This window comes from [Borrelia] finlandensis, assembly GCF_000181875.2.
GTDB classification, from domain to species: Bacteria; Spirochaetota; Spirochaetia; order Borreliales; family Borreliaceae; genus Borreliella; species Borreliella finlandensis.
Genome location: NZ_ABJZ02000005.1, coordinates 464,256 through 487,439, shown reverse-complemented (window position 1 = coordinate 487,439; position 23,184 = coordinate 464,256). Strand labels below are relative to the sequence as shown.

Below are 23,184 nucleotides of genomic sequence, written 5' to 3'. Positions count from 1 at the left end.
TCCCCATCTAAAACATTTTTTATAAAAAATCTAAAATCAAATTTATTCATCAGTAATAAACAAGTATTTAATTTTTAATTTCAAAAATTAAAAATTAATATACAATGTCAAAACAATTAATAGTCAACATGTTATGCATTAAATGACCAAGATATAAATAAAATCTATTAATCTGCCACAACAAAAAAATCATAACCAAAAACAGAAAAATTAAAACCAGATATAATAAATAATAAAAATTTAATAATTCTGATATTAATCATAAATAAACAGTAATTAATAAAATTAAAACCATTCTTACGAATTAAAGCAGAGAAATAAATACTTTATTTAAAAGAATAATTAATATTATAAAAATAAAAATTCAAAATCAGAAATACCTCTCTGCAAATTTTTATCAATCTTTCAATATTATTTTTTACACTAAGATCTTTAAACTATAAAATAAAAAAATTAATAATATTAGATAAAAATACTAAAACCCTAATAATACTTCAAATTACGGACTAACTAAATAAAATAAAAAAAAATCTCAACAATAAAAATTAATGTAATATATTTTCATTCATAATTCAACCTCTTAATACCTTATCTTTACCTTTTATTAAAAACATTTTCCATAAATCATACATATAATAAAGCTCAACACTAAGCTATTGACTTTTAACTTTCTTGATTTTTGCACCCAAATTAATTAATTTGTTAGCTACATCTTCGTATCCTCTTTCAATTTGATAAACATTTTGAATCTCGCTGCGACCTTCAGCAACAAAAGCAGCAATAAGAAGAGACATTCCCGCTCGTACATCCGGAGAAGACAAAACATTACCTTTAAGAGAAGATTTACCCGTAACTACTACGCGGTGTGGATCACAAAGCACAATTCGAGCACCCATTTTTATTAATTTATCTACAAAAAACATCCTAGATTCAAACATCTTCTCAAAAACTAAAACTGTGCCTTCTACTTGCGTTGCAGTAACTACAATAATACTCATAAGGTCTGTTGGAAAGGCTGGCCATGGGCCATCATCAATTTTTGGAATGTGCCCACCAAAATCTAACTTAACTTTTAATTCTTGCTTATCTCTTACATATACATTTTCCCTGTCATATTCAAAATTAATGCCAAGTCTTAAATATACATGCCTAATTAATCTGAAATGCTGGGGATCTGCTTTTTTAATTTCTAGCTCGCCCCCTGTTAATGCAGCAAGGCTAATTAAAGAACCAACTTGCATAAAATCGGCTCCTATTCTAAATACGGTCCCACTTAATTTTTTTACACCCTTTATTTCTAAAACATTTGAACCAATTCCTAAAATATTAGCACCCATTGAATTCAACATATTGCATAAATCTTGAACATGTGGCTCACAAGCAGCGTTCATAATAACGGTATTTCCTTCAGCAAGAACTGCAGCCATAATGATATTTTCTGTGGCTGTAACAGAAGCTTCATCTAAAAACATTTCAGCGCCAACAAGCTTGTTAGCCTTTAAAACAATCCTTCTATCTTTTGTGCTTAACTTGGCCCCCAGCTTGCAAAGCCCGTAAAAATGAGTATCAAGCCTCCTCTTTCCAATCACATCTCCTCCTGGAAGCGCCATATCTATTTCCCCAAACCTAGAAACAAAAGGTCCTAACAAAAGTATGGAAGCCCTAATTAAATCTGTAAAAGAAGAATCTATTTCTGTTTTTACAATATTTAAAACTTTTATTTTTAAAGTATTTCTCTCTCTTGCAATATCTGCTCCTATATCATTTAAAATATCTAAAACAACTTTTACATCATTAATATTAGGAATATTTTCTAAAATAACCTCTTCATCGGTAAGCAAAGCAGCCAAAATACAAGGTAAAGCAGCGTTCTTATTCCCACTAGCTGTAATTTGACCACCTATCTTATAGCCACCTTCTACAATATAACTATGCATAATCCATCCTCCTATATATAAAAACTTAATAAAATTAAATCACACAGATAAGATTATTAAAATTTAAAGAATATCTAAAGATATGAATATCAAACAATATCCATATCTTTTAAACTTGATTTACAATCTATATATTCTCTAACAGTCTCTACAGAAAAAGAATGGCCATTCTCATCGATATCAATTAAAACACCGTTAAAACCAAGGCCTTCCCAAGATTCATTAAATTTCTGATTTAAAAATCCTTTCAAAAATTTATCCACCTCTAAATCGGGAGAATATCCAATAACACTGTCTAAACTCCCAACTCTCCCCAAATCAGTTATAATAGCAGTATTATCTAAAATTCTCAAATCAGCTGTTAAAATCCTTTTCCCAGTTCCAAGACAAGCACTAACTCTTGATTTTAGATAAAAAAACAAAGCATTAACCTCAGCTGTAGTATTTGAATCAAAAAGAACAATAATATTATTTGTTTGCATTTTGATTCTTTGATAAAAAAAATCAAAACTATAAAAAGGATGATTAAATTTATATTTGGTTATTCCTGTTTGACCTACAATTCTAATCACAGCCAATTTTTTGCCATTAATATTATAAATAAAATAAGAATATCCCTTTAATTTTGCAGGACAATTTAAAGGTTTTAAAATAAAATTATACTTATCAAGATCATCAGATAAATCAGGCCTTGCAAAAGCATTTTCACCTAAAGTTAAAACATCAATTCCATACTTTTTTAATAAAAAGGCATGCTTTTTTCCAAGACCTCTTAAGCCTGTAGTAAAATTATTGCCAGATATTACAAAATCAATCTTTTTTTCCACCTTAAAGGATGATAAAAAAGATTTTATAACAATAATCCCAGCTTTACCGACAACCTCGCCGGTAATTAAAATCCTTAAAGACACAAAGCCTCTCTTTTTATTAATCTAGTTCAAACAACCTAATAAGCAAACTTCTTACAATAAAAATTGACACAAAATACCCCACCAAAACAGCGAAAACAATCATCATAAAAATCAATATAAATTGCAAATAAGGCTTTACAATAATGCTAAATTTAACAACTAAAAAAAACTCTAAAAAGAAAACTAGAAACATTAATGACAAGTTCATTAACATACATAAAATAAAACTCAAAATTTTCATTTATTAAGCGCTTTTCTTTTTATAAAAAAATCATAAACTAAAAATAAAATCATACCTATAACAACATAGCTATCTGCAAAATTAAAAGTAGGCCATCTATCAAGTCCAAAAATTCCATAAAATTTCAAATCTAAAAAATCTACAACCCCAGAAGGCCTAAACAATCTATCAATAACATTTCCCACTCCCCCTGAAAAAATTAATAAAAGTGAAATTCTGGCAATACAATTTCTTTCTTTCAAAGAAAGATAAAAAACAAATATTAAAATGAAAATGGGCATTGCAAGAAAAAAAAATTTTTTCAAGCTATAATGGATATTAGAGCCCATAGAAAATAAAATACCTGTGTTTCTTACATGTATTATCCTAAAAAAATCATCAAAAAAGGAAAAATATATTGAGCCTAATTTAACATACTTTGCAACCAAATACTTAGAAAGTTGATCAAAAAAAATCAAACTAATAATAAATACAAAAATATTGAAATATTGCTTACTTTTAGCGCTCATACAAAAATCCTTATAAATTAGTATTTTTACAAATAAATTTAACCTCTAAATCTTCTTGAATTTTGAAATCTTCCATTAATTTAATTAAACCAAAAGTTTCAGTAAAATAATGACCTGCAAAAATTAAGTTCACACCGAATTCTTCTGCCAAAGAATATATTTGATGAGAAGTGTCGCCGGTTATAAACAAATCTACATCATGACATAAAGCTTCTTCAAAAAAAGAGTATCCAGAACCACTAACAATTGCAACCTTATTCACCGATTCTTTGAACTTTTTCGAAAAAAGAATATGTTTATTTTCCTTTTTGATTTTTTCTAAAATTTCAGAAAAGCTAAAAACAGAATCAGCAATAATTCCTAGATTAAACCCTCCATAATTTGCAAAAGCAAAAGGATTTTTTAATCCTAAAAAATCTGAAAACACTTTGCTGTGCGAATAAACAGAATGAGCATCCATAGGCAAATGCACCGAATATAGAGCTAAATTATTTTCAATTAAAAATTTTGTTTTATCATACATATTAGAAACAATGCGCTCTTTTTTTGACCAAAAAATACCGTGATGGGTAATTAAAAAATCATTTCCTTTTGCTTCTTTTAAGGTTGAAAAGCTAGCGTCAACAGCAAAGGCAACCTTGTTAACCTTAGCATTAATATTCCCCACTTGAAGCCCATTTAAATTTTTATCAATATGCTCATACTTATTTATATCAAAAATTGAATTAAGCCTAAAAGACAAATCTCTTACATTCAAATTAAATTCTCCAAATTAAAGCATAACTTTGACTTTCTCTTAATCTTCTATAAGAATAAAGATTTTTCAAACAATACGTACAAAGCTTTGAATTATAAATATTTAAATTAAAACTAGAAAGTAAATTTAAATTAAAACTAGCATTATCAAAGTATATTTTACCATCTCTTGTAACAAAAGAAGCATTTAATAAATCTTTGCTAAATTTATTACTTACTTCTTTTAAGAAAATTTCAGAAACTTCATAACAACAAGATCTATTATAAGGCCCAAAAACAATTTTCAAATCCTTAAAAGCTGATCCCATTTTTTCAAACATAAATAACATTTTTAAAATAATCAAATTAAAGCTTCCCTTATATCCACTGTGAATAAGTCCTATAATTTTTTTCACCGAATCATAAAAGTATATTGGAAGACAATCTGCAAAGTAAGCAACAAGGGCTACATCTAAAGAGCTAGATATAAGACCATCTCCTTCTTGAAAATTAACAAAATCATCTTCAACTTTATAAATAATATCTGTATGCAATTGCTTTAAATATTTTATTTTCTTAGACCTAGGAACAAAGTTAAAATTATCATTACTAAGTTCTTTTAATTTTAGATTAAAAGGCTTTTTAGTATAAATCATTTTGACATCATCAGCTATCCTAAATTCATAATAAAGTTCATGATCTATTGTTTTCATAATCTAAATTCTTCTCCCAAATAAAGCTTTTTGGCTTTCTCGCTGCTTATTATATAATCAACATCGCCCTCATCAAGCACTTGCCCCTGATAAACAATATAAGCTCTGTCGATTATATCAAAAGCATCTCTTACATTATGATCAGTAATAAGAACTCCTATGTTTTTCTCTTTTAAAATTTTTATTATATTCTTTATATCCCCAATCGCAATAGGATCAATACCGGCAAAAGGTTCATCTAAGAGTAAAAAATAGGGATTTACAGCCAAAGCTCTTGCTATCTCTGCTCGCCTTCTCTCTCCACCAGAAAGAGTATACGCTTTTTGGCTTTGTATTCTTTTTATCTCAAATTCTTTAAGCAAATTCACAAGCTCTATTTTGCGCTCAGCTTTAGATAGATCTTCTCTTCTCTCTAAAGCAACCATGATATTCTCTTCAACTGTAAGTTCTCTAAAAATTGAAGCATCTTGGGGAAGATATACAATTCCTATTCGTGCGCGCTCATACATATTAAGAGATGAAATGTTATAATCATTTATTAAAACCTTGCCTGCATTAGGCTTAATAAAGCCTACAATAGTATAAAATGTTGTTGTTTTGCCTGCTCCATTTGGACCAAGAAGCCCCACAACCTCACCTTTATGAATGCTAATTGTAATACCATTAACAGCAAGCTTTTCACCATACTTTTTAATAATGTTGTCTGCTTTTAAGACAACATTATTGACAGAATCAAGGTTAAGGCTTTCCTTAATCTCTTTTATTTTATTTTTTTTCTTCAGAAACATCATTTTCAACTTGAGTAAATTCTCCTTCAACACTTCCCTCAAGTTTATACCTATTGGTTTTTGTATTGAAAATTATTCTTGAAGCAGAATAATAGTTGTCTTTCTGGTAAATTACTGGAACCCCCTCAAGAATCATTTCTTTTTCTTCTTTATTATAAGTCCCATTTTCAGCTCTTGCAAAAGTATCATCCTTATATATTTTAACAGAATATTGCATAATATAAACATTAGTTTTATTACTGCCTTCAATTCTTTCTGCTTTAACAATCATATTGTTTTCTAAGTCTTCAAGCTCAACCCCTTTTTGAAGATAAAAATTATCCAACTTTCTATTAAAAAACAAAAACTGAGCTTTAACATTCATTTTATTCTTATAATCTTTATAAAAAACATTGCCTCTAGCTTCAAGATAAGAGCCATTTTCTCCATAAATTTCAATTTCATCTGCTCTAAGATTAAAATCGGAGGAAATAACCTCTGAATTCCCTTTTAAAACAATTTTTTTATAAAAAGAAGACACTACTCCTTGTGCAAAATCTGACTTAAAGGTAAAATTGGTGCTTTTCTCATCACTTTCCTTAATCCTTTCAGATTTAAGGCTGGATTCTATTTGTGTTGCTTGAATATTGTTAATAAAAATAATAAAAATCCATATTAAAATTAAATCTCTCAATTCATGATTCCTTCAACTCCAGAATCAAAATAAAAAACATTGCTCTTTAAAAAATAAGAAAATCCTCTTCCGTTTATTTTGCTATCATTAAATCTAATTAATACTAGCTCATTTGGGGGAGATTGCAACTTCTTGTCTTTATTCTTCCATAAAAGCCTATTTGAATTAAGTAAATAATAATTATTTTTATCTTCTATTTTAAATTCTACAGAATCCCTCATATCCAAATCCTTTGTAATATAAGAACCTTCCAAATTATTAAACTTCCCTGAAATTTCATTATCTAGGGAATGATATAAAAACCTTCCATTCTCTGCCTTATAAATTTTATAGTCATTGAAATAACTAAAGCTTAAAGAATTTAAAACAGTTTGCTCTTTATTGTATACAACATCATAATACTTGATTCCTAATATTTGTATTGAAGGAAACTTTTTGGCCACATCAGATCTACTAGAATACTCATCATAATCGAAAGTACAAGCAAAAAACAAAAACAACAAATAAAGTCTAAGTATTTTCATAAACATTTTTCACAAGACTAGAAATTTTTTCTATTTCAATTGACAATCTACCAAACATAACAACACAACATCAAAAACTTTATCAAACAAAATTTATTTATATAATCAATTATAATGTAAAACATAAAATCAAGGTAAAAACACTATTCTTAAGAACAATTTTCTATATAAGAATTCTCCTAAAATACAAAAATTCAAACAAAAGTACAAAAATTGCTCTTATTTCGGGCTAACACAAAGGTAATTTACAGCTTATTCCTTTTAAGAGATAGACTTATAAAAATTAACAATAATAATGCTCACATTCATCATCTCTTTTGTAGTTTAAAATTTCATTGTCTTTAAACCAAATTGGTATTTCGCGCATCGCATCTGCCTCATTTGCAGATGCATGAATCACATTGTAAATTGAAAAACCTTTTTCATTTGAATACTTAAAACTATGATAAGAAAAATCTCCCCGTATTGTTCCAGGAATAGCCAATTTTGGCTCAGTAGCACCACAAAGCTTCCTCACAACCTCAATGCTTTCAACCCCTTCAACAACAAATGCAAAAACAGGGGAATTTGAAATAAATTTAATTAAAGAATTCCAAACAGCCTCACTATGTCTAAAGACAATATCATTGTATAAATAATGTTTTTTTGCCAAACTCTCATCAACAATAAGCATTTTAGCAGCTACCATCTTTAAACCTGCCCTTTCAAATCTAGAAATTACATCGCCAATTAAACCTCTTCTAACTCCATCTGGCTTAACAATACATAAAGTTTTTTGCAATAACATTGACATAAATCCTCCTAAAATTTAGGATATATATTAAAAAATAATTAAATAAATAAAAATACTTATTCAATACAAAAATTATATCTGATTAATTACATTTATATGGAATAATACAAATTATAAAGCACTTAACATTGTATTGAAAAATTCAAGTATAACTTTTACAAAATTAAAAACTACATTCCAAAAGGAAGAACTCCCATGGTTTTTAATTTTATCTCTTCTTTAACCTTAGAGACAGCATCATTTAAAGCAGATTTAACCATTTGTTCAAAAGCATCATTGTCTAAATCATCAAAAAATTCCTTATTGATTGAAACTTTTTTAACATTAAATTCGCCATCCATCTCAATAGTAACAATATTGCTACCTGCTTTACCACAAACCGTAATTTTAGAAATTTCCTTTTTAATATTGTCAATATTATTCTTAACACTAGACATATTTTTCAAAAAATCTAACGGATTTACTGCCATATTTTTATCCCTCCAGAACTTCACTTGCTCCAAAAATATTTTTTACAGTTTCTATTTTTTCAAAATCCTTTTCAAGGTTTTTAAAATTTTTCTGAAACACAATGCTTAAATTGGGGAATTCTTTATAAAATTCAGATCTTATCTCACCTTTATAATTTTGAAGCTCATTATATTCAAACTCACTAAAAACCTTATAATAAAGAACATTGTCGTCAATAACAACTTCTCCCGAATGAACTAAAGTTTGAACATATCTTGAAACAATATAAATAAGCTTATCTCTTATATCAATAAAATCATTTGAATTACTCGAATTATCATCTTCAATAAAAATCTCATCAATCTCGTCAATACTATTGGTCTCTAAAATATTTTTATCAATTTTTGTTGACAAATTTTCATCACGATCAGCTTCCTCTTTTTCTAAAGATTTGATTTCGGGAAATTCACATTTTAAGTTAGATTTTGATGGAATAAAAGCCAAATCATCTTCGCTCTTATTATTTGATAAAACATCAAAATTGCTTGAATCTGCAGCAATATTTTCTAACAAATTGTCTTCAAGATTTTGAATTTGCTTTATTAAAACATGATTTGGAACATAACTTTTAAGTCTTAAAATTTTAATAAAATTAATCTCAAGCTCATATCTTGGATTAACCGAAAATTGCAAATCCCTGTAAGTTTCAAGCAAAACAACAATAATTCTCTCAAGATAGTTCAAATCAAACTCAAGTAATTTCTTTTTCAAATCCTCAGATTTAATTCCAATAAACTCAAAATTTTTAATACCTATCTTTAAAAATAATGCCTCTCTAAAAAATTCGATTGAATCTAAAAGAAATTGCTCATAAGACACTCCAGATGAAAAAATAGAATCAAGAACACAAATTAACTCTTTCACATCTTCACCAAGAATGCTAACTGACAACTTTTCCAAAAATTCATCGTTGGTTAAGCCCATCTTAGATCTTATTTGATCTAATTTAATGTTAGAATCAGTAAAAGAAACTATCTGATCAAAAAGAGTATAAGCATCTCTTACGCTACCACTACTTTTATACGCAATCCATTTTAAAGCTTCATCTTCATATTTAATATCATCCTCTAAACAAACTTTCTTAAGCATATTATAAATCTTTTCTAAAGATAAAAGTTTAAAACTAAAATGTTGACATCTGCTTTTTATTGTCTCTGGAAGCTTGTGTGACTCTGTAGTGGCAAAAATAAAAACAATATAATTTGGAGGCTCTTCAATTGTCTTTAAAAGAGCATTAAAAGCAGAATTGGAAAGCATATGAACTTCATCAATAATATATATTCTATATTTAGAAATTGCAGGAGGAAACATTATCTCTTCTTTAATTTGTCTAATATCTTGAACCGAGGTGTTTGAAGCACCATCAATTTCAACAACATCAAGGCTGCTATCATTCTCAATAGATTTACAATTGCTGCATTCCCCACATGGCATAACTGTTGGACCATTCCTGCAATTTAAGCATCTGGCAAAAGCTCTGGCTGATGAAGTTTTGCCAACGCCTCTTGGCCCTGAAAAGATATAAGCATTGGCTATTTTATTTTTCTCTATAGAATGCTTTAGAGTTTCAATAACAAAGTCTTGCCCTTCAAGAGAGTTGAAATCTCTGGGGCGTTTCTTAAGAGCAGTGCCTCTTGAAGACGCCATTAACTTTTTACCTCCCTATGCTTTAATAAGTAAAATATTAGTAAATATATACTATACAACATATTTATATCTCAGAACTATTACTTTAAAAGAATTTTATGAAACATAAAAAATATAATAAAATTGAAAGTCGCAAAAAGACAAATCCATATCTTAACATAAAGCAAAACATTGCATTTGGGTTCAAAATTAAACCTAAGACTTACGTACTCATCAAAAAAATCACTTACCGCTGCTACTTTCCAGTCCTGACGGGATTCGGCAATACTTGATAGTACGGGTCCTAGGAATCGGAGAGAATGGGATTCGAACCCATGATACATTTTACTGTATACACGCTTTCCAAGCGTGCGCCTTAAGCCACTCGGCCATCTCTCCAAACTAACAAACTTTTCGTGTCCAAGAGGACTTGAACCTCCGACCTTAAGAATCGCAATCTAACGCTCTATCCAACTGAGCTATGGACACAAATAATTAGTTTTTATTGTAATAAAAATTACTATTTATTACAATAAAAACATTCAATAGAAAATGGAGAAATTGTGAAAACTAAACTAATCATTTTTCTTTCAATATTATCTATTCTATCATGCTCTAAATCAGTCTCAAGTAAAGTCAATTCCGAATTTGAAATTAAAACTAAAAATATCAAAGAAAATGAAATACTAAAAAACAATAATATTCTCCACATAGATGCAAAAATTCCTTTTATGGAAAATGCAAGCTTTGAATTTGAAAATCTTATAAAAAAATGGAAAAAAGACATCGAAAATAAAATATCAAAACCCAAAAACTCAAAAAATGAATATTTTTATTTTTCCAATTTTACAATATTTAAAAATGAAAATATTGGCATTACATCTATTTTATACAAAGAATCTTTCAGAGAAAAAGAATCAAGCACTTTCTTGAAATATTATTCTTTAAACTTAAAAGGAAACAAAAAAATAGAAATTTCAGAAATAATATCAAAAGATCAGCTAGACTCTCTAATAAACGTATTAAAAGAACAGCTAAATAGCAGAATTAAAGATTTTTATGTTAAAGGCAAACACAGTCAAAAAGAATTGGAAAAAAAATTCACAACAATCTTTCCAAGATATAAATATTATTTTAAAAATAACCAAATTATAGTTTTTTACAATCCATTCTCAAATGATTGTAATGGCTGCGATAAAATTGAGTTTCAATTCCCCATACATGAAAACACAGAAAATGAATATCAACCAAACAAAAACCTTCACCCCCAATCTTAATACTTAAAATTAAATGATAATTACGGAGAGGGTGAGATTCGAACTCACGGTAGGCTCACACCTACAACGGTTTTCAAGACCGTAGCATTAAACCACTCTGCCACCTCTCCAGAGTTAAAACAAATTTTAATAAATAAAATACACGCTGTCAATATTTAAATAATTACGGAGAGAATGGGATTCGAACCCATGGTCCCCTTTTAAAAGGACAACTTCTTAGCAGGAAGCCCCATTCGGCCACTCTGGCATCTCTCCTATAACATTAATACATATTATCTTAGAGATATTATTATTGTCAACCAAATAAATTATAAATTATTAGTAATTTATTCTAAACTCTTTATAAGCTTCTATTAAATTTTGAAAATCCCCAATAGAAATGTCAATTTCGGGCAAAATACATTCTTCATGCAAGATTTCTTGAACCATTTTTTCCTCATTGTTGCTAAATTTTAATTCAATGCACTCATCTTTAATTCTCCAAATATACGTATTTACTCTTATATTGTGATCAAAAACAAAAATAGGATCTCTCAAATTCAAAGAATTGTCAATAAAAAATAAATACTCTAAATACCAATTTACTCTTAAAGATACTGCAAATTCTTCAAGCAGAGTTTCAATTAACATATCCTCGCTGGACTCAAGCAATTTTAAAAATTTTGAATAAGGTTCTGGATTAAGCTCACAAAGTTTTTTCATATAAAAATAGGCATCCTCAAGATCACGATTTCTAAGAAAAAATAAGGTTGCATATAAATATATCAAATCTAAGTTGGAATAATCATTAACCATTCTCTCAATAGACTTTTTAGGAGAAAATTTTAAAAGCTCAACTGTTGCAATATGCATATTGTAGATCGTATAAATATTGGGAAAATTTAAAATGGCTTTAACATAAGATGTTGTGGCTTGAGTCATGTTGCCTATTTTATGAAAAATAGTTGCCCTATTGTGCCAAATATATTTAGAATAATGAGAGTCTGTTAAAAATTTCTCAGAAAGCCTAATTGCTCTGCTTATTTCCCCAATAGAATAGAAATAATACATTAAATAATTAACAACAAGAGCAAGATTGGCATCAAAAAAAATTTTATCTACTTTTAAAAAGTTTGCTGCTTGAAGAGATTCACTATTTTTTAAAATCCAAATATTAAGCTTAACTAGAGAATTGTTTTGATCCAAATCTCTAGCCTCAAAAAATAATTTTAAAGCCTTGTCTTTGTTACCCAACATTTCAAATAAAACAGCACTATTGTTTAAAGCTTGTACAAAATCAGATTTTTGCTCTTTAGCTTTTAAAAAACAACTTAAAGCAAGTTCATATTCTTTTAAATTAAAATAAAAAACACCTAAATTATAATTCTCAAAAGGACCTAAATCATCTTTATTTTTTTCAATTTTGCCATAATCTATAAGTTTAACTAAAAAATTATATTCGCTCAAAACAACAGGATAAGTATTTAAAACATATAAAAGAGCCTTATAATCCTTTTTCTTGAAATAAATAAGCGCTTTAAGTGCAAGAGAATCAAAATTCTCATCAAAAACATCTAAATTATCAAGAGAGCTTTTAAAATCACCATTTTTATAAAAATTTAAAGCCTTCTCAAAACTAAAGTTATTCATATTTTTTAAAAATCTCCATAGGCCTTACAGAAATTTCCTTTGAAAAAGAAGTCTTATTAACACTTTTATCCAAATTGTAAGCAGCAATACTAATATAGTAAAGTCTTCCATCTTCAAGTCCTGTAATCTTAAAAGAAGTTTGATTTCCAACATCAATAGGAGAAGTTAAAACACCGCCGGTTTTTCCATGATAATTACCAGAAACAACACCAATATAAATGTAATACCCCTCAACACTGCTATTAACAACAGGAATCCATTCAATAAAAACTTCCCTGGAGCCTGGAATAACTTTTGTTATCACAGGAGGAAATGGAGCTGCTTCAGGAACGTAAGTAATTGACATACTATAAAGAGAAGGACTGCTTACAGAATCCCCACTAGGATAAAATTCAACTTTTATTTGAATATATTTTGATATCTTTGAATCTGGAAAATCTTTTTTAGGATCAAAATGAATCCATGCCCCAGTTAAATTTTTTTTAATATTCCCATGACTATCTGTATCATAAAATACCTTATTATCTAATCTGTAATAATAAACAATCTCTGTATCCTTAGGAACATTGGAATCAACATCAAAGGATAATACTTGAGAATAATATTTAGAAAGCTTAATAGGCTCTGTAATAATGTATCCCATATTCTTTGAGAAAAAAGCATTACTAACCTCTTCAAAGCTTTTATGTATTTCCAAATTCTCAACCGCACCAGTAAAATAAGTTCCTAAGGTAAAATCAATAAAATTACCAATACTTAATAAATATCCTGATCCTTCCTTCTTATCATCTGTTATATATTCTATTGCCTGAGGTTTAGAATCTATCAAATATTCAAGTATGCCGTCCTTTTGCCTATATCTTAAAATATGCAAATGCCATTCCTTTGGAATAAAATCATCATTGCTTTTCATTCTAATTTTGATAGGATTTTTATTGTCTTTTAAAAATACATTGTTTAAAACCCAAACAAAATTTCCCTCATCGCTTTCCAATCTAATAGACTGATCTACCCACGAATTATTAATCTTTTTATAACCATCCCAACTAAAAATAATTTCTCCTGTAACAGACGTTGTTCGATATACCCAAAACTTAATAGTAAAATCAGAAACAGTATTGCCTGAAAAAAAGAACGCCTTCTTTGTAAGTGGCTTAAACTTAACAGGATTTTGATTTGAATAAAAAATTAAAGAGCCATTAGAAACATTACGAAATTCATTTGAAACTCTCAAACTTTTTGCACTAACTAAATAATTTGAAGATGTGTCTTTTAATTTATTATCCCTTCCTATTTCTAAGCGCAAATCAATATTATTTAAATCTAAAACAGCTTTATATCTATCCAAATAAATACCAAGCAAACCCCTCATATCCCTTTCAAAAGTAACATTGCTAGAATCTTGAATAAATTTAAAATTTTTTTTCGAATCAAGTATCAACTTCAATTCTTGAGATAACAGAGTAGAAAAGCACAAAAAAGATAGCAAGAGTATTAAAATTAATCTCATTTTTGACCTTTTATTTGTTATTACCCATATTTTTAAATACCCCAAAACATAAAACAAACTGCCTTATGATACAATATTATATCATAAGATGATTTTTAAAATCTAAAAACTGCCTGACATTATGAAAGAGAGCCTAACAAATTTATTCGAAAAAGTAATAAAATTACCAACCACAAGCGGTTGCTATAAGATGCTAAATGAAAATAAAAAAATACTCTATATTGGAAAAGCAAAAAATCTAAGATCAAGAGTAAAAAGTTATTTTTTAGAAAAAAATAGCCTCAAAATCAAAATATTAATGAAAAATGTAAAATCAATAGAAGTTATTACAACAAACAGCGAATACGAAGCATTGCTTCTAGAGTGCAATCTAATTAAAACCCACAAACCTGATTACAATGTAAAATTAAAAGATGGAAAAGGTTATCCCATGGTAAGGATAACCCATGAAAAATATCCAAGAATTTTCAAAACTAGAAAAATAATTAATGACAAAAGCGAATATTTTGGACCATTTACCAATGTAAAAAAATTAGACCAAGTACTAGATTTTATTAACAAAACATTTAAGATTAGAAAGTGTAAAAAAAAATCCAATGCTCCTTGCCTATATTACCATATGGGGCAATGCCTTGGAGTATGCCACAAAGAAAACCTTGAAAAAGAATATCAAAAAGAACTAGATAAGGCAAAATCCATACTAAATGGAAATATATCCGAAATATTAAGTCAAATTGATATCAAATTAAAACTTGCCATACAAAAAGAAGATTTTGAAACCGCTATCAAATTAAAAGAAATTAAAAATTCTTTAATAGAAATCAATCAAATCCAAATCGTTACAAAAACCAACAATTTAAACATAGACTATGTACATGTTCATCCAGGAGAAAATGTAAATACAATAATAGTATTAAAATATAGAAATGGAAAATTAGTTGAAAGAGATGCAAACTTTGATGAGAGTATATGCAAAGAAAATGAGCTGATTTTACAATTTTTGACTCAATATTACACATCTATTAATATGATAGTACCAGACAAAATTCATATTTTTCTCAAAGATATTGACACCAAAAATGTTGAAAAACTAATAAATGAAATTAAAAATACAAAAACAGAAATTATTTACAAAGAAACAGAAGAAATTTTAAAAATAATGGAAATGGCCATATCTAATGCTGAATTATCTTTAAGAGAATATGAAAACAAAAGCAACAAAGCGCTTGAGAGTCTAAAAATTTTGCTAGAAATGAACAAACTTCCCAAAATAATCGAAGGATTTGATATTGCTCATCTTAAAGGTCAAGAAACAGTAGCTTCTATGGTTACTTTTAAAATGGGAATACCTTTTAAAAAAAACTACAGGCTTTACAAACTAAATTCGCTATTAAAAGGAGAAATTGACGACTTTAAGGCAATAAAAGAAGTAATCTCAAGAAGATATTCGGAAATAATTAATAACAATTTAGAACTGCCAAATTTAATTTTAATTGACGGGGGCAAAGGGCAATTAAATGCTGCTATTTCTATCTTAAAGGGCTTAAAAATAGAAAACAAAGTTAAAGTCTGCTCGTTGGCAAAAAAACAAGAAACAATATTCTTAACAACCAACAAAAAGGGAATAAATCTACCCCACGGACATCCTGCCCTTAGGATACTGCAAAATGTAAGAGACGAAGCACACAGAAAGGCCAACGGATTTAACAAAAAAAGCAGAGAAAAAATAACCCTATTGTATACAAAAATACACGGAATTGGAGAAAAAACAGCCCAAAAAATATTAAAATCAATTGGAACCTATAAGGATATATTTCCTTTAAGTGAAAACGAAATTTCAGAAAAAATAAAAGTAAACGTGCAACTTGCAAAAAGAATAAAAGAATTTGCAATAAAAGAAAACTCAATAAAAAATAATAATCAAGATAAATAAATTTTAAACTAGATTATTATTTATTAACATTTTTTAAAATAAAACAATATTTTAAATTCCAGGCGATAAAACCAAAAAAAGATCATTAATAAGCTTATTTCTAGACTGTATATTTAAAACATCTCCCAAAAGCTCTATTTTATAATTTTCAGAAGAACTCTTAACTACTCTAAAAAAATGAACAATCTCGGTGTAATCAAAATCATTCAACTCTCCAATAACTTCATTTATTAAATTGTCAAATATTTTTTTACGCTCTTTTTTTTCTAAATTTTTAATATTTAAAGATCTCCCTTCAATTTTATTTAATTTAACCAAAAATTTTTCTATACCGCTTTGAAAGTTAATATTTTTAATAATAACTTCAAATTCAAAGCCCTTAGAAATATTTTTCCTACCTATTATCTCATATCTTAGATTGTTAAAAAACAAAGGATAAAAAATGAAATCGTCCTTTGCCTGAGATTTTAAGCCACGAATTTTTGCCTTCAGGTCATCATCACTTGGAATATTTAAATAATTAAAAAACATTTCAGGATTGCTTTGAAAATTTTTAATAGAATCAAAAAACCCTATTAAAACATTTTCAGCCAATCTAGATTCAAATCTACAAGACAAAAAACAAAATAATAAAATCCAACTTAATTTTTGCTTCATACATTAAAAATTAAACTTTGATTCTGTAGAATAATGCATTAAAAAATTATTATTAAGCTTTAAAATTGAGAATATTAAAAAATATGACAAATTTTGATGAATATTTTTAGAATAAATTCTCAAATATAAATCAAATTTATATAAAATTTTCAAAACAATTTTAATTTCTGGAATTGAATAATTTTTAATTCCTGCTCTATAAATTTTATTTAATGAAAAAAAGATTTTATTTTTATTCAATGCACTCTGTAAGCTCCCACATGCATTATAATCTATTTGCACCTTTAATAATCTTTTAAATTGCCAAATAAGACTCATTAAAATATTAAGCAAATCTTCTCCCTGGTCCAAAATAGACTTAATCTTGATCAAAGACTGAGTCATATCTTTTCTCAAAATTGAATTAAATAAGGAAAAGGTGTTTTCAAAGCGAATAAAACTAATCCAAGAAGTTATATCTTCCTCATCAATGGTATTATTCTTGGCAAAAAGCGCAAAAGAATCTATATAAAATTTCAAAATTTTAGTATCTGAATTTAACATTAAAAGCATTAAATTTATTGCAGAATCTGTAATTTTAATATTAAGATTAAAAAAATTTCTTTTTACAAATGTAAATTTATCATCATCAGGAATCTCATAAAAAACTTTTTTTATAAACTTAAGCTTATTCTTAAAATCAATGTTACATGTATTGCTATTAGAAACAAAAATAACAGTTTTATTGTTAGACTTCAAAATTGCATTACACACCAGCTCTAAATCTTTTCCTGCTTTTAAAAGTTCAGACTCATAAACAATAAAAATTTCTTTTTTTGAAAAAAAAGAATTGGAAAATAATTTCTCAGCAAATCCTACAGCTGAGAGTTCTGACAAAAAAACTTTAGTAACTGAAACTTCGGATTTAAAAGCATCCATTTTGATTAAAAGCTCTTTTAAATAAGCTTCTTTTAAACCTTGCTCATTACCCAATAATAAATAAACCGCTTGCATCAAGGTAAATTATAATCCAAGTAGCAAATATATTATACTTAAGCTAGGAGGAGAATATGAAAGTCGCAATATTTACAGATACGTATATCCCAGAAAAAAATGGAGTAGCAACATCAATAAAACAAATTAAAGAAGGATTTGAAAAAAATGGCTATGAAGTTTACATATTTTGCCCAAAATCCAAAAAATCTTTAAACGAAAAAAACGTTTACAGATGCCCATCTATTCAAATAAATAAAAAACTTGATGCTGTAATAGCTTTTCCCAACAAAAGAAAAATATCCAAAATAATACAAAGCTATAAACCAGACATCATTCATACTCACTCCGAATTTTCTATGGGAAAAATTGGAAAACAAATTGCATTAAAACACAACATACCAATAGTTCATACAAGCCATACAATGTGGGATTATTATTTGCATTACTTAGGAATTTTTAAATATTTTATCAAACCCGACAAAATGATGCGAAAACATTATAATAAAATAAAACATTTTATTTACCCATCAAGTAAAGCAAAAGAGAGATATTTCCGACTTTCAAATAATTCTTCTAACTATAAAATAATTCCAAATGGAGTTGATAGAAAGCTTTTTATAAAAACTCTAAGCAAAGAAAAAAAAAATGAAATTTTGAAAAAGCACAATATAAAGCAAACAGACAAAATAATAATATTTGTTGGAAGAATAAATAAAGAAAAAAACATAAATTTATTAGTAACACACTTAAAAGATCTTTTAATACAAAACAATAATTATAAACTTATACTTATTGGCAAAGGAAGTGAAGAAAAGGAAATAAAAAATTTTAGCATCAAACATGGGCTTGAAAAACAAATATTGTTAATAGGAACAATTCCATGGGAAGAAATATACTATTACTACAAAATTTCTGATATCTTTGCTAGCCTATCAAAAAGTGAAGTATATCCAATGACAGTAATAGAAGCATTAACCGCTGGAATACCTGCTATTTTAATAAATGATTATATATATAAAGACGTAATAAAAGAGGGGGTAAACGGATTCTTAATAAAAAAATATGAAAACTTATCTCGGTACATAGACAAAGTAATGAAAGATGATGAAATACTAAAAAAATTTAAAGAAAATGCAAAAAAACACTCCACTAAATTTTCAAGCTATTTTTTCACAAAAAAAATTGAAAACTATTACTCAGAAATTATTGCAAGAAAAAATCATTAATACAGCTTATCAAAAGGCACAAAACAAATTGGAACCTTAATTTTCATATCCAATAAAACATTTTGAATAGACTCCCCAACAAAATATTGAAAATCCCAAAAAACCTCTGTATTAACAAAAAATCGAACTTGCAAAACCATATAATAAGGAGTGTATTTTTTAACAATAAGAGTAGGAGCGCAAAGCTCAACATTAAATTTCTTATTATTAAAAATCATTAAATCCTCTATTTTATCCTTTAATAAACCAATATTCGTATCATAGGGAACTTGAAAAGAAAACACAACTCTTCTTCTAGGACATGCCGAAAAATTAACAACAAAATTGGATGTAAGCTTACTGTTTGGAATTTTAATAATTTCTTTGTTAAATGTTTCAAGTGTAGTAAAAAAAATCTGGACATCCGCAACCAAACCTTCAACATCTCCGCATTGAATATGATCTCCACACTTAAAAAACTTAGAATTCAAAACAATAAATCCACTAACAAAATTAGATAAAATATTCTGAGCAGCAAGCCCAACGGCAAGCCCTAATGATCCAAATACAGCAAGAATAGATGTTGTGGGCACCCCAAGATATGGCAATATTATTAAAACAATAACAAAGTCTGTTAATATTTTAAAAAAAGATTTTAAAAAGTTAAAAACTGTAACCTCTAACTTCTCCTCTAATCTGGACTTTTCTAAAGTTTTAAATAAAATTTTTCCCATTTTATTAACTATTAACTTTAAAAAATACCATAGCACTATAGCAATCGAAACTTTTAGACCATAACCTACCACGCCCTCAATAATATAATTAAAATAATCTTGAAATATAAAAAACTCCTTAAACAAATTAAACTTTCTTTCCAGGCTTCACATAAATTAATTGAATTATAGCACAAAAAACAAACAAGCCTTCCAATAAAAACCCCAATTAAAACAATGGCTCAGTGCTTTAAAGCCACAATAAAGCATGTTTTCATTACTGCCACTCAACAACAAAATGAACATTACAACAATATTTGTGATAAAATTAGTATCCAAAGGTTTTTACTAAATTTGACAAAACAAATGTATAAAAAGAAACAAAAAAAAATATGTGAAATTCTGGACTTGTTTTTACTTGTCTTTAAAACAACAACACTTACAATTGGCGGAGGATTAATAATTATATCTGAGCTTAAAAAAATATTTGTAAAAAAAAGAAAAATAATATCTGAGGACGATTTTAACAAAATACTAGCAACATCAAATGTTATTCCTGGAGTTACAGCGATTAATTTTGTGTTCCTAGTAGGAAGAAAATTTGGAGGTTTCCCATGCGCACTTTTGCTCGTTGTTGCAGGAATTTTACCTTCCATTATTGCAATAATAATGGTTTTCCTTTACCTAAAATTAGTACCAGATAGCATACATGTTAAAAAATTTCTCGAAGGTGCAAAAATATCTTCAATTATCATAATGATAACCGTTGTTTTAAAATTTTCCAAAAAAATGTTAAATGATTCTATAATAAAATGGACAATATGTTTTTTTGTAATTTTTGCAATTTTTAAATTAAAAATAAAAATATCATACATATTGTTAATTTTCTTTTTAGTATACACATTTAAATATATAACAATAAAAAAAATATTAACTAAATAGAAAAAGGGTATCGGTTGATTTTAATAAATTTATTCATTACATTCTTAAAAATCGGATTATTAAATTTCGGAGGCGGTAATGGAATTGCAGCAATAATAAACAACGAAATAATTAATAATAAACATTGGATAACAAAAGAAGAATTTGTCAATATGATTACAATATCAAGAATAACCCCTGGGCCTATTGCAACAAACATAGCAACATACGTTGGAATGAAAACTGCAGGAATTGCAGGAGCAATAATTGCTACAGTAGCATTAATAACAGCCCCAATAATAATAATGATTATAATCCTCCTAATACTACATAAAATCGGTTTTTTAAATTATTGCCTAGAAAATCTAAAACCTATTATTGTTGCGCTGTGGATAATTACAATAATCATTCTACTTGAAAATACATATTTAAAAATAGAAAACAACAAAACAGAACTTTTGAGAACTCTGGCTATTGTAGGAATTAATTTTTTTATTTTATTTTTTTATAATAAAATAAGTCCAGCATTAGTAATTATGCTTAGTGGATTTTTTTATACATTAATATAAATATGATTAAACAAAAATTAAAAATATCTCAAAATTTAAACTCAATTCAAATACAAACAATAAAAATATTAGGCCTTAATCAAAAAGAATTAACAAAGCTTATACTAGAAGAAATCGAAAATAATGAATGCCTAAAAATAGACTCAAATAAAATATTTTTTGAAACATTGAAAACATATAGGTTTAAAAAAGTTTTTTATAAAGAAGATGATATGATAAAAAATCAACACGACATAGCTCTTGAAAAAACACAAACAAATACTTCTTTAAAAGAACACCTTTTACTGCAACTAAGAATTCAAAGAATAAATGAAGATGAAATTAAAATAGGCGAAATACTAATAAACAATCTAAACAGCAAAGGTTTTCATATAATAAACCCTTACGATCTTTTTAAAAAGGAAGAAAAAGAAAAAGTAAAAAAAATAATTGAACTTATTCAAAAATTTGATCCAATTGGAATTTGTGTCCCCAACATAATAGAATCGTTAATTTTGCAAGCAAAGCATCATAAATTAGAAACTAATATTATTAAAATTCTTGAAAAAGCAGAGCTTCTTGAAAAAACTCAAGAAAAGTTAAAAGAAGAGCTTAAAATAAGAAGCAAAGAATTTAACAAAGCTTTAGAAATTATCAGACAAAAACTTAACCCCAACCCAACACTTGAATTTAAAGACCCAGACGACACTAATTTTTATGTTGATCCAGATATATTAATAATAAATCACAATAATAAATTTAAAATTAAAATCAAAGAAGTTAATATCTTTAAAAAAGAACTTAAAAGGACAAGTGAAAATCCCCAAAAACAAAAAAAAGCAAAGTGGTTAATCGAATCCCTACGATACAGAGACGAAATACTTGCAAAAATAGGGATAGCTATATATACATTGCAAAAAGAATTTCTAAGAAGAGGATTTAAAAGCTTAAGGCCAATGAACTTGAGCATTTTATCAGAAAAAATTAGTGTATCAAAATCAACAATATCAAGAGCAATAAAAAATAAATACTTAAAATGCAAATGGGGTACAATATTAATCAAAGAGCTTTTTAGCTCTGTTGGTGGAGCAAAAACAAATGAATTTTCAAAATTAAGCATCAAAATAACAGTAAAAAAGTTGTTAGAAGCAAATAAAAAGATGTCAGACAAAGCGATTTCTGTTATACTGAAATCCAAAGGAATCTCTATTTCTAGAAGAACAGTAAACAAGTACAGAAATGAATTGAAATCTGAAAAAGGGAGAACATATTATGGAACCTAAAATTCAAACGGTTAATTACAGCTTAAATGAGAATGAAAAAAATTTTATTCTCAAAAAGCTAGAAAAATTTGATACTCATATCAAAAAACATATTGATAATTTAAAAATTACAATTAAAAAAGAACATGAGCTTTTTGAATTAGACGCACATATTCACTTTAATTGGGGGAAAATAATACATATAAGAGAAGATGGGAAAATACTTCTTAATCTTATTGATAGCGCAATAGCAAGACTTTACAAAACAGCAACCAAAGAGAAAGAGAAAAAAAACAACAAATAAGATAAGCAAAAAATGCAAGAAGTAGAAATTGAGATAATAAATAAAGATGGAATACATTCAAGGTCGGCAAACATCATTGCTGAATTCGCAAATAAACATTCTTCCTGCGACATAAAAATAACAACAAAAGATGGTAGAAAAGCTGACGCAAAGTCCATAATAGAAATTATCATATTGGGAATAATATACAAAGAAAAAATAAAAATAACAGTCGTAGGAAAAAAAGAAAAACTAGCAATTAAAAATTTATTAAACTTGCTAAAATATAATTTTTCAAAAGAGCTTTAAAA

General features: G+C 27.3%; 24 protein-coding genes, 4 tRNA genes and 1 other RNA gene. 8 read left to right on the top strand and 21 right to left on the bottom strand.

What is annotated here, in order from left to right; all coding sequences use genetic code 11:
- Positions 1–653: 653 nt before the first annotated feature.
- The 14 genes from murA to BSV1_RS03500 all read right to left on the bottom strand — a co-directional run bounded on the left by murA (position 654) and on the right by BSV1_RS03500 (position 10,449).
- On the bottom strand, positions 654–1,937 hold the full coding sequence (murA, locus tag BSV1_RS03565; protein ID WP_008882592.1) for a UDP-N-acetylglucosamine 1-carboxyvinyltransferase: 1,284 nt from the start codon (positions 1,935–1,937) through the stop codon (positions 654–656).
- 89 nt (positions 1,938–2,026) lie between these two features.
- Positions 2,027–2,848 carry a TIGR00282 family metallophosphoesterase gene (locus tag BSV1_RS03560; RefSeq protein WP_002557063.1) on the bottom strand — a complete coding sequence of 274 codons (822 nt, stop codon included), beginning with the start codon at positions 2,846–2,848 and terminating at the stop codon, positions 2,027–2,029.
- A gap of 237 nt (positions 2,849–3,085) precedes the next feature.
- Positions 3,086–3,598, bottom strand: coding sequence for a signal peptidase II (gene lspA / locus BSV1_RS03550; RefSeq protein WP_008882333.1), 513 nt, complete (start codon positions 3,596–3,598; stop codon positions 3,086–3,088).
- Positions 3,599–3,608: 10 nt separating this feature from the next.
- On the bottom strand, positions 3,609–4,355 hold the full coding sequence (locus tag BSV1_RS03545; RefSeq protein ID WP_008882334.1) for a Nif3-like dinuclear metal center hexameric protein: 747 nt from the start codon (positions 4,353–4,355) through the stop codon (positions 3,609–3,611).
- Position 4,356: 1 nt separating this feature from the next.
- Entirely contained in the window at positions 4,357–5,046 is a 690-nt protein-coding gene (gene pgeF, locus BSV1_RS03540) for a peptidoglycan editing factor PgeF (RefSeq protein ID WP_008882499.1), read from the bottom strand.
- On the bottom strand, positions 5,043–5,834 hold the full coding sequence (lptB, locus tag BSV1_RS03535; RefSeq protein ID WP_008882581.1) for an LPS export ABC transporter ATP-binding protein: 792 nt from the start codon (positions 5,832–5,834) through the stop codon (positions 5,043–5,045). The genes pgeF and lptB overlap by 4 nt, the downstream gene beginning before the upstream one ends.
- On the bottom strand, positions 5,812–6,507 hold the full coding sequence (locus BSV1_RS03530; RefSeq protein ID WP_008882485.1) for an LptA/OstA family protein: 696 nt from the start codon (positions 6,505–6,507) through the stop codon (positions 5,812–5,814). The genes lptB and BSV1_RS03530 overlap by 23 nt, the downstream gene beginning before the upstream one ends.
- Positions 6,504–7,031: a hypothetical protein gene (locus BSV1_RS03525; protein WP_008882557.1), complete on the bottom strand. Its 528-nt coding sequence runs from the start codon at positions 7,029–7,031 to the stop codon at positions 6,504–6,506. The genes BSV1_RS03530 and BSV1_RS03525 overlap by 4 nt, the downstream gene beginning before the upstream one ends.
- Before the next feature lie 283 nt (positions 7,032–7,314).
- A complete protein-coding gene (locus tag BSV1_RS03520) occupies positions 7,315–7,824 on the bottom strand; it encodes a nucleoside-diphosphate kinase (protein ID WP_008882367.1) in 510 nt (169 codons plus the stop codon).
- Positions 7,825–7,994: 170 nt separating this feature from the next.
- Positions 7,995–8,294, bottom strand: a complete 300-nt coding sequence (efbC, locus tag BSV1_RS03515) for a nucleoid-associated protein EbfC (protein ID WP_002656115.1) — start codon at positions 8,292–8,294, stop codon at positions 7,995–7,997.
- 4 nt (positions 8,295–8,298) lie between these two features.
- The gene (gene dnaX, locus BSV1_RS03510; protein WP_008882631.1) at positions 8,299–9,981 is read right to left on the bottom strand and encodes a DNA polymerase III subunit gamma/tau; all 1,683 of its coding nucleotides are present in this window, start codon (positions 9,979–9,981) and stop codon (positions 8,299–8,301) included.
- A gap of 191 nt (positions 9,982–10,172) precedes the next feature.
- Positions 10,173–10,269: signal recognition particle sRNA small type (ffs, locus tag BSV1_RS06445), an RNA gene on the bottom strand.
- A 3-nt stretch (positions 10,270–10,272) separates the two neighbouring features.
- Positions 10,273–10,359 (bottom strand) — tRNA-Ser (locus BSV1_RS03505).
- Positions 10,360–10,375: 16 nt separating this feature from the next.
- Positions 10,376–10,449: transfer RNA gene (locus tag BSV1_RS03500), tRNA-Arg, on the bottom strand.
- 74 nt (positions 10,450–10,523) lie between these two features.
- Between BSV1_RS03500 and BSV1_RS03495 the strand changes: the two genes are divergently transcribed.
- Positions 10,524–11,237 carry a hypothetical protein gene (locus BSV1_RS03495; protein ID WP_039949558.1) on the top strand — a complete coding sequence of 238 codons (714 nt, stop codon included), beginning with the start codon at positions 10,524–10,526 and terminating at the stop codon, positions 11,235–11,237.
- 23 nt (positions 11,238–11,260) lie between these two features.
- Here BSV1_RS03495 and BSV1_RS03490 read toward each other — a convergent pair.
- From BSV1_RS03490 to BSV1_RS03475, 4 genes are all read right to left on the bottom strand, one after another.
- Positions 11,261–11,347: transfer RNA gene (locus tag BSV1_RS03490), tRNA-Ser, on the bottom strand.
- Between the two features lie 56 nt (positions 11,348–11,403).
- Positions 11,404–11,492, bottom strand: a tRNA-Ser gene (locus BSV1_RS03485).
- A 63-nt stretch (positions 11,493–11,555) separates the two neighbouring features.
- Positions 11,556–12,866, bottom strand: a complete 1,311-nt coding sequence (locus tag BSV1_RS03480; RefSeq protein WP_008882570.1) for a tetratricopeptide repeat protein — start codon at positions 12,864–12,866, stop codon at positions 11,556–11,558.
- Entirely contained in the window at positions 12,859–14,376 is a 1,518-nt protein-coding gene (locus BSV1_RS03475; protein ID WP_039949606.1) for a fibronectin type III domain-containing protein, read from the bottom strand. The genes BSV1_RS03480 and BSV1_RS03475 overlap by 8 nt, the downstream gene beginning before the upstream one ends.
- Positions 14,377–14,497: 121 nt before the next feature.
- On the opposite strand from BSV1_RS03475, the gene uvrC reads away from it, so the two are divergent.
- On the top strand, positions 14,498–16,309 hold the full coding sequence (gene uvrC, locus BSV1_RS03470; RefSeq protein ID WP_008882675.1) for an excinuclease ABC subunit UvrC: 1,812 nt from the start codon (positions 14,498–14,500) through the stop codon (positions 16,307–16,309).
- A gap of 51 nt (positions 16,310–16,360) precedes the next feature.
- On the opposite strand, the gene BSV1_RS03465 is transcribed toward uvrC, so the two are convergent.
- Together BSV1_RS03465 and holA are read right to left on the bottom strand one after the other, a co-directional pair.
- Entirely contained in the window at positions 16,361–16,966 is a 606-nt protein-coding gene (locus BSV1_RS03465; RefSeq protein ID WP_008882500.1) for a hypothetical protein, read from the bottom strand.
- A 3-nt stretch (positions 16,967–16,969) separates the two neighbouring features.
- Entirely contained in the window at positions 16,970–17,959 is a 990-nt protein-coding gene (holA, locus tag BSV1_RS03460; protein ID WP_039949557.1) for a DNA polymerase III subunit delta, read from the bottom strand.
- A gap of 56 nt (positions 17,960–18,015) precedes the next feature.
- On the opposite strand from holA, the gene BSV1_RS03455 reads away from it, so the two are divergent.
- On the top strand, positions 18,016–19,167 hold the full coding sequence (locus tag BSV1_RS03455; protein ID WP_008882567.1) for a lipid galactosyltransferase: 1,152 nt from the start codon (positions 18,016–18,018) through the stop codon (positions 19,165–19,167).
- Here BSV1_RS03455 and BSV1_RS03450 read toward each other — a convergent pair.
- Positions 19,164–20,006 carry a mechanosensitive ion channel family protein gene (locus tag BSV1_RS03450; protein ID WP_008882423.1) on the bottom strand — a complete coding sequence of 281 codons (843 nt, stop codon included), beginning with the start codon at positions 20,004–20,006 and terminating at the stop codon, positions 19,164–19,166. The two genes, BSV1_RS03455 and BSV1_RS03450, sit on opposite strands and share 4 nt — an antisense overlap.
- 207 nt (positions 20,007–20,213) lie before the next feature.
- On the opposite strand from BSV1_RS03450, the gene BSV1_RS03445 reads away from it, so the two are divergent.
- The 5 genes from BSV1_RS03445 to BSV1_RS03425 are packed head-to-tail and all read left to right on the top strand — an operon-like array spanning position 20,214 to position 23,182.
- The gene (locus tag BSV1_RS03445; RefSeq protein WP_039949605.1) at positions 20,214–20,801 is read left to right on the top strand and encodes a chromate transporter; all 588 of its coding nucleotides are present in this window, start codon (positions 20,214–20,216) and stop codon (positions 20,799–20,801) included.
- Positions 20,802–20,815: 14 nt separating this feature from the next.
- Entirely contained in the window at positions 20,816–21,349 is a 534-nt protein-coding gene (locus BSV1_RS03440; protein WP_008882706.1) for a chromate transporter, read from the top strand.
- A gap of 2 nt (positions 21,350–21,351) precedes the next feature.
- Complete coding sequence (gene rpoN, locus BSV1_RS03435) at positions 21,352–22,611, top strand: RNA polymerase factor sigma-54 (RefSeq protein ID WP_008882764.1); 1,260 nt, start codon at positions 21,352–21,354, stop codon at positions 22,609–22,611.
- Entirely contained in the window at positions 22,601–22,894 is a 294-nt protein-coding gene (locus tag BSV1_RS03430) for an HPF/RaiA family ribosome-associated protein (RefSeq protein ID WP_008882744.1), read from the top strand. The genes rpoN and BSV1_RS03430 overlap by 11 nt, the downstream gene beginning before the upstream one ends.
- 12 nt (positions 22,895–22,906) lie before the next feature.
- The gene (locus BSV1_RS03425) at positions 22,907–23,182 is read left to right on the top strand and encodes an HPr family phosphocarrier protein (protein ID WP_008882816.1); all 276 of its coding nucleotides are present in this window, start codon (positions 22,907–22,909) and stop codon (positions 23,180–23,182) included.
- The last annotated feature ends 2 nt before the right edge of the window (positions 23,183–23,184 follow it).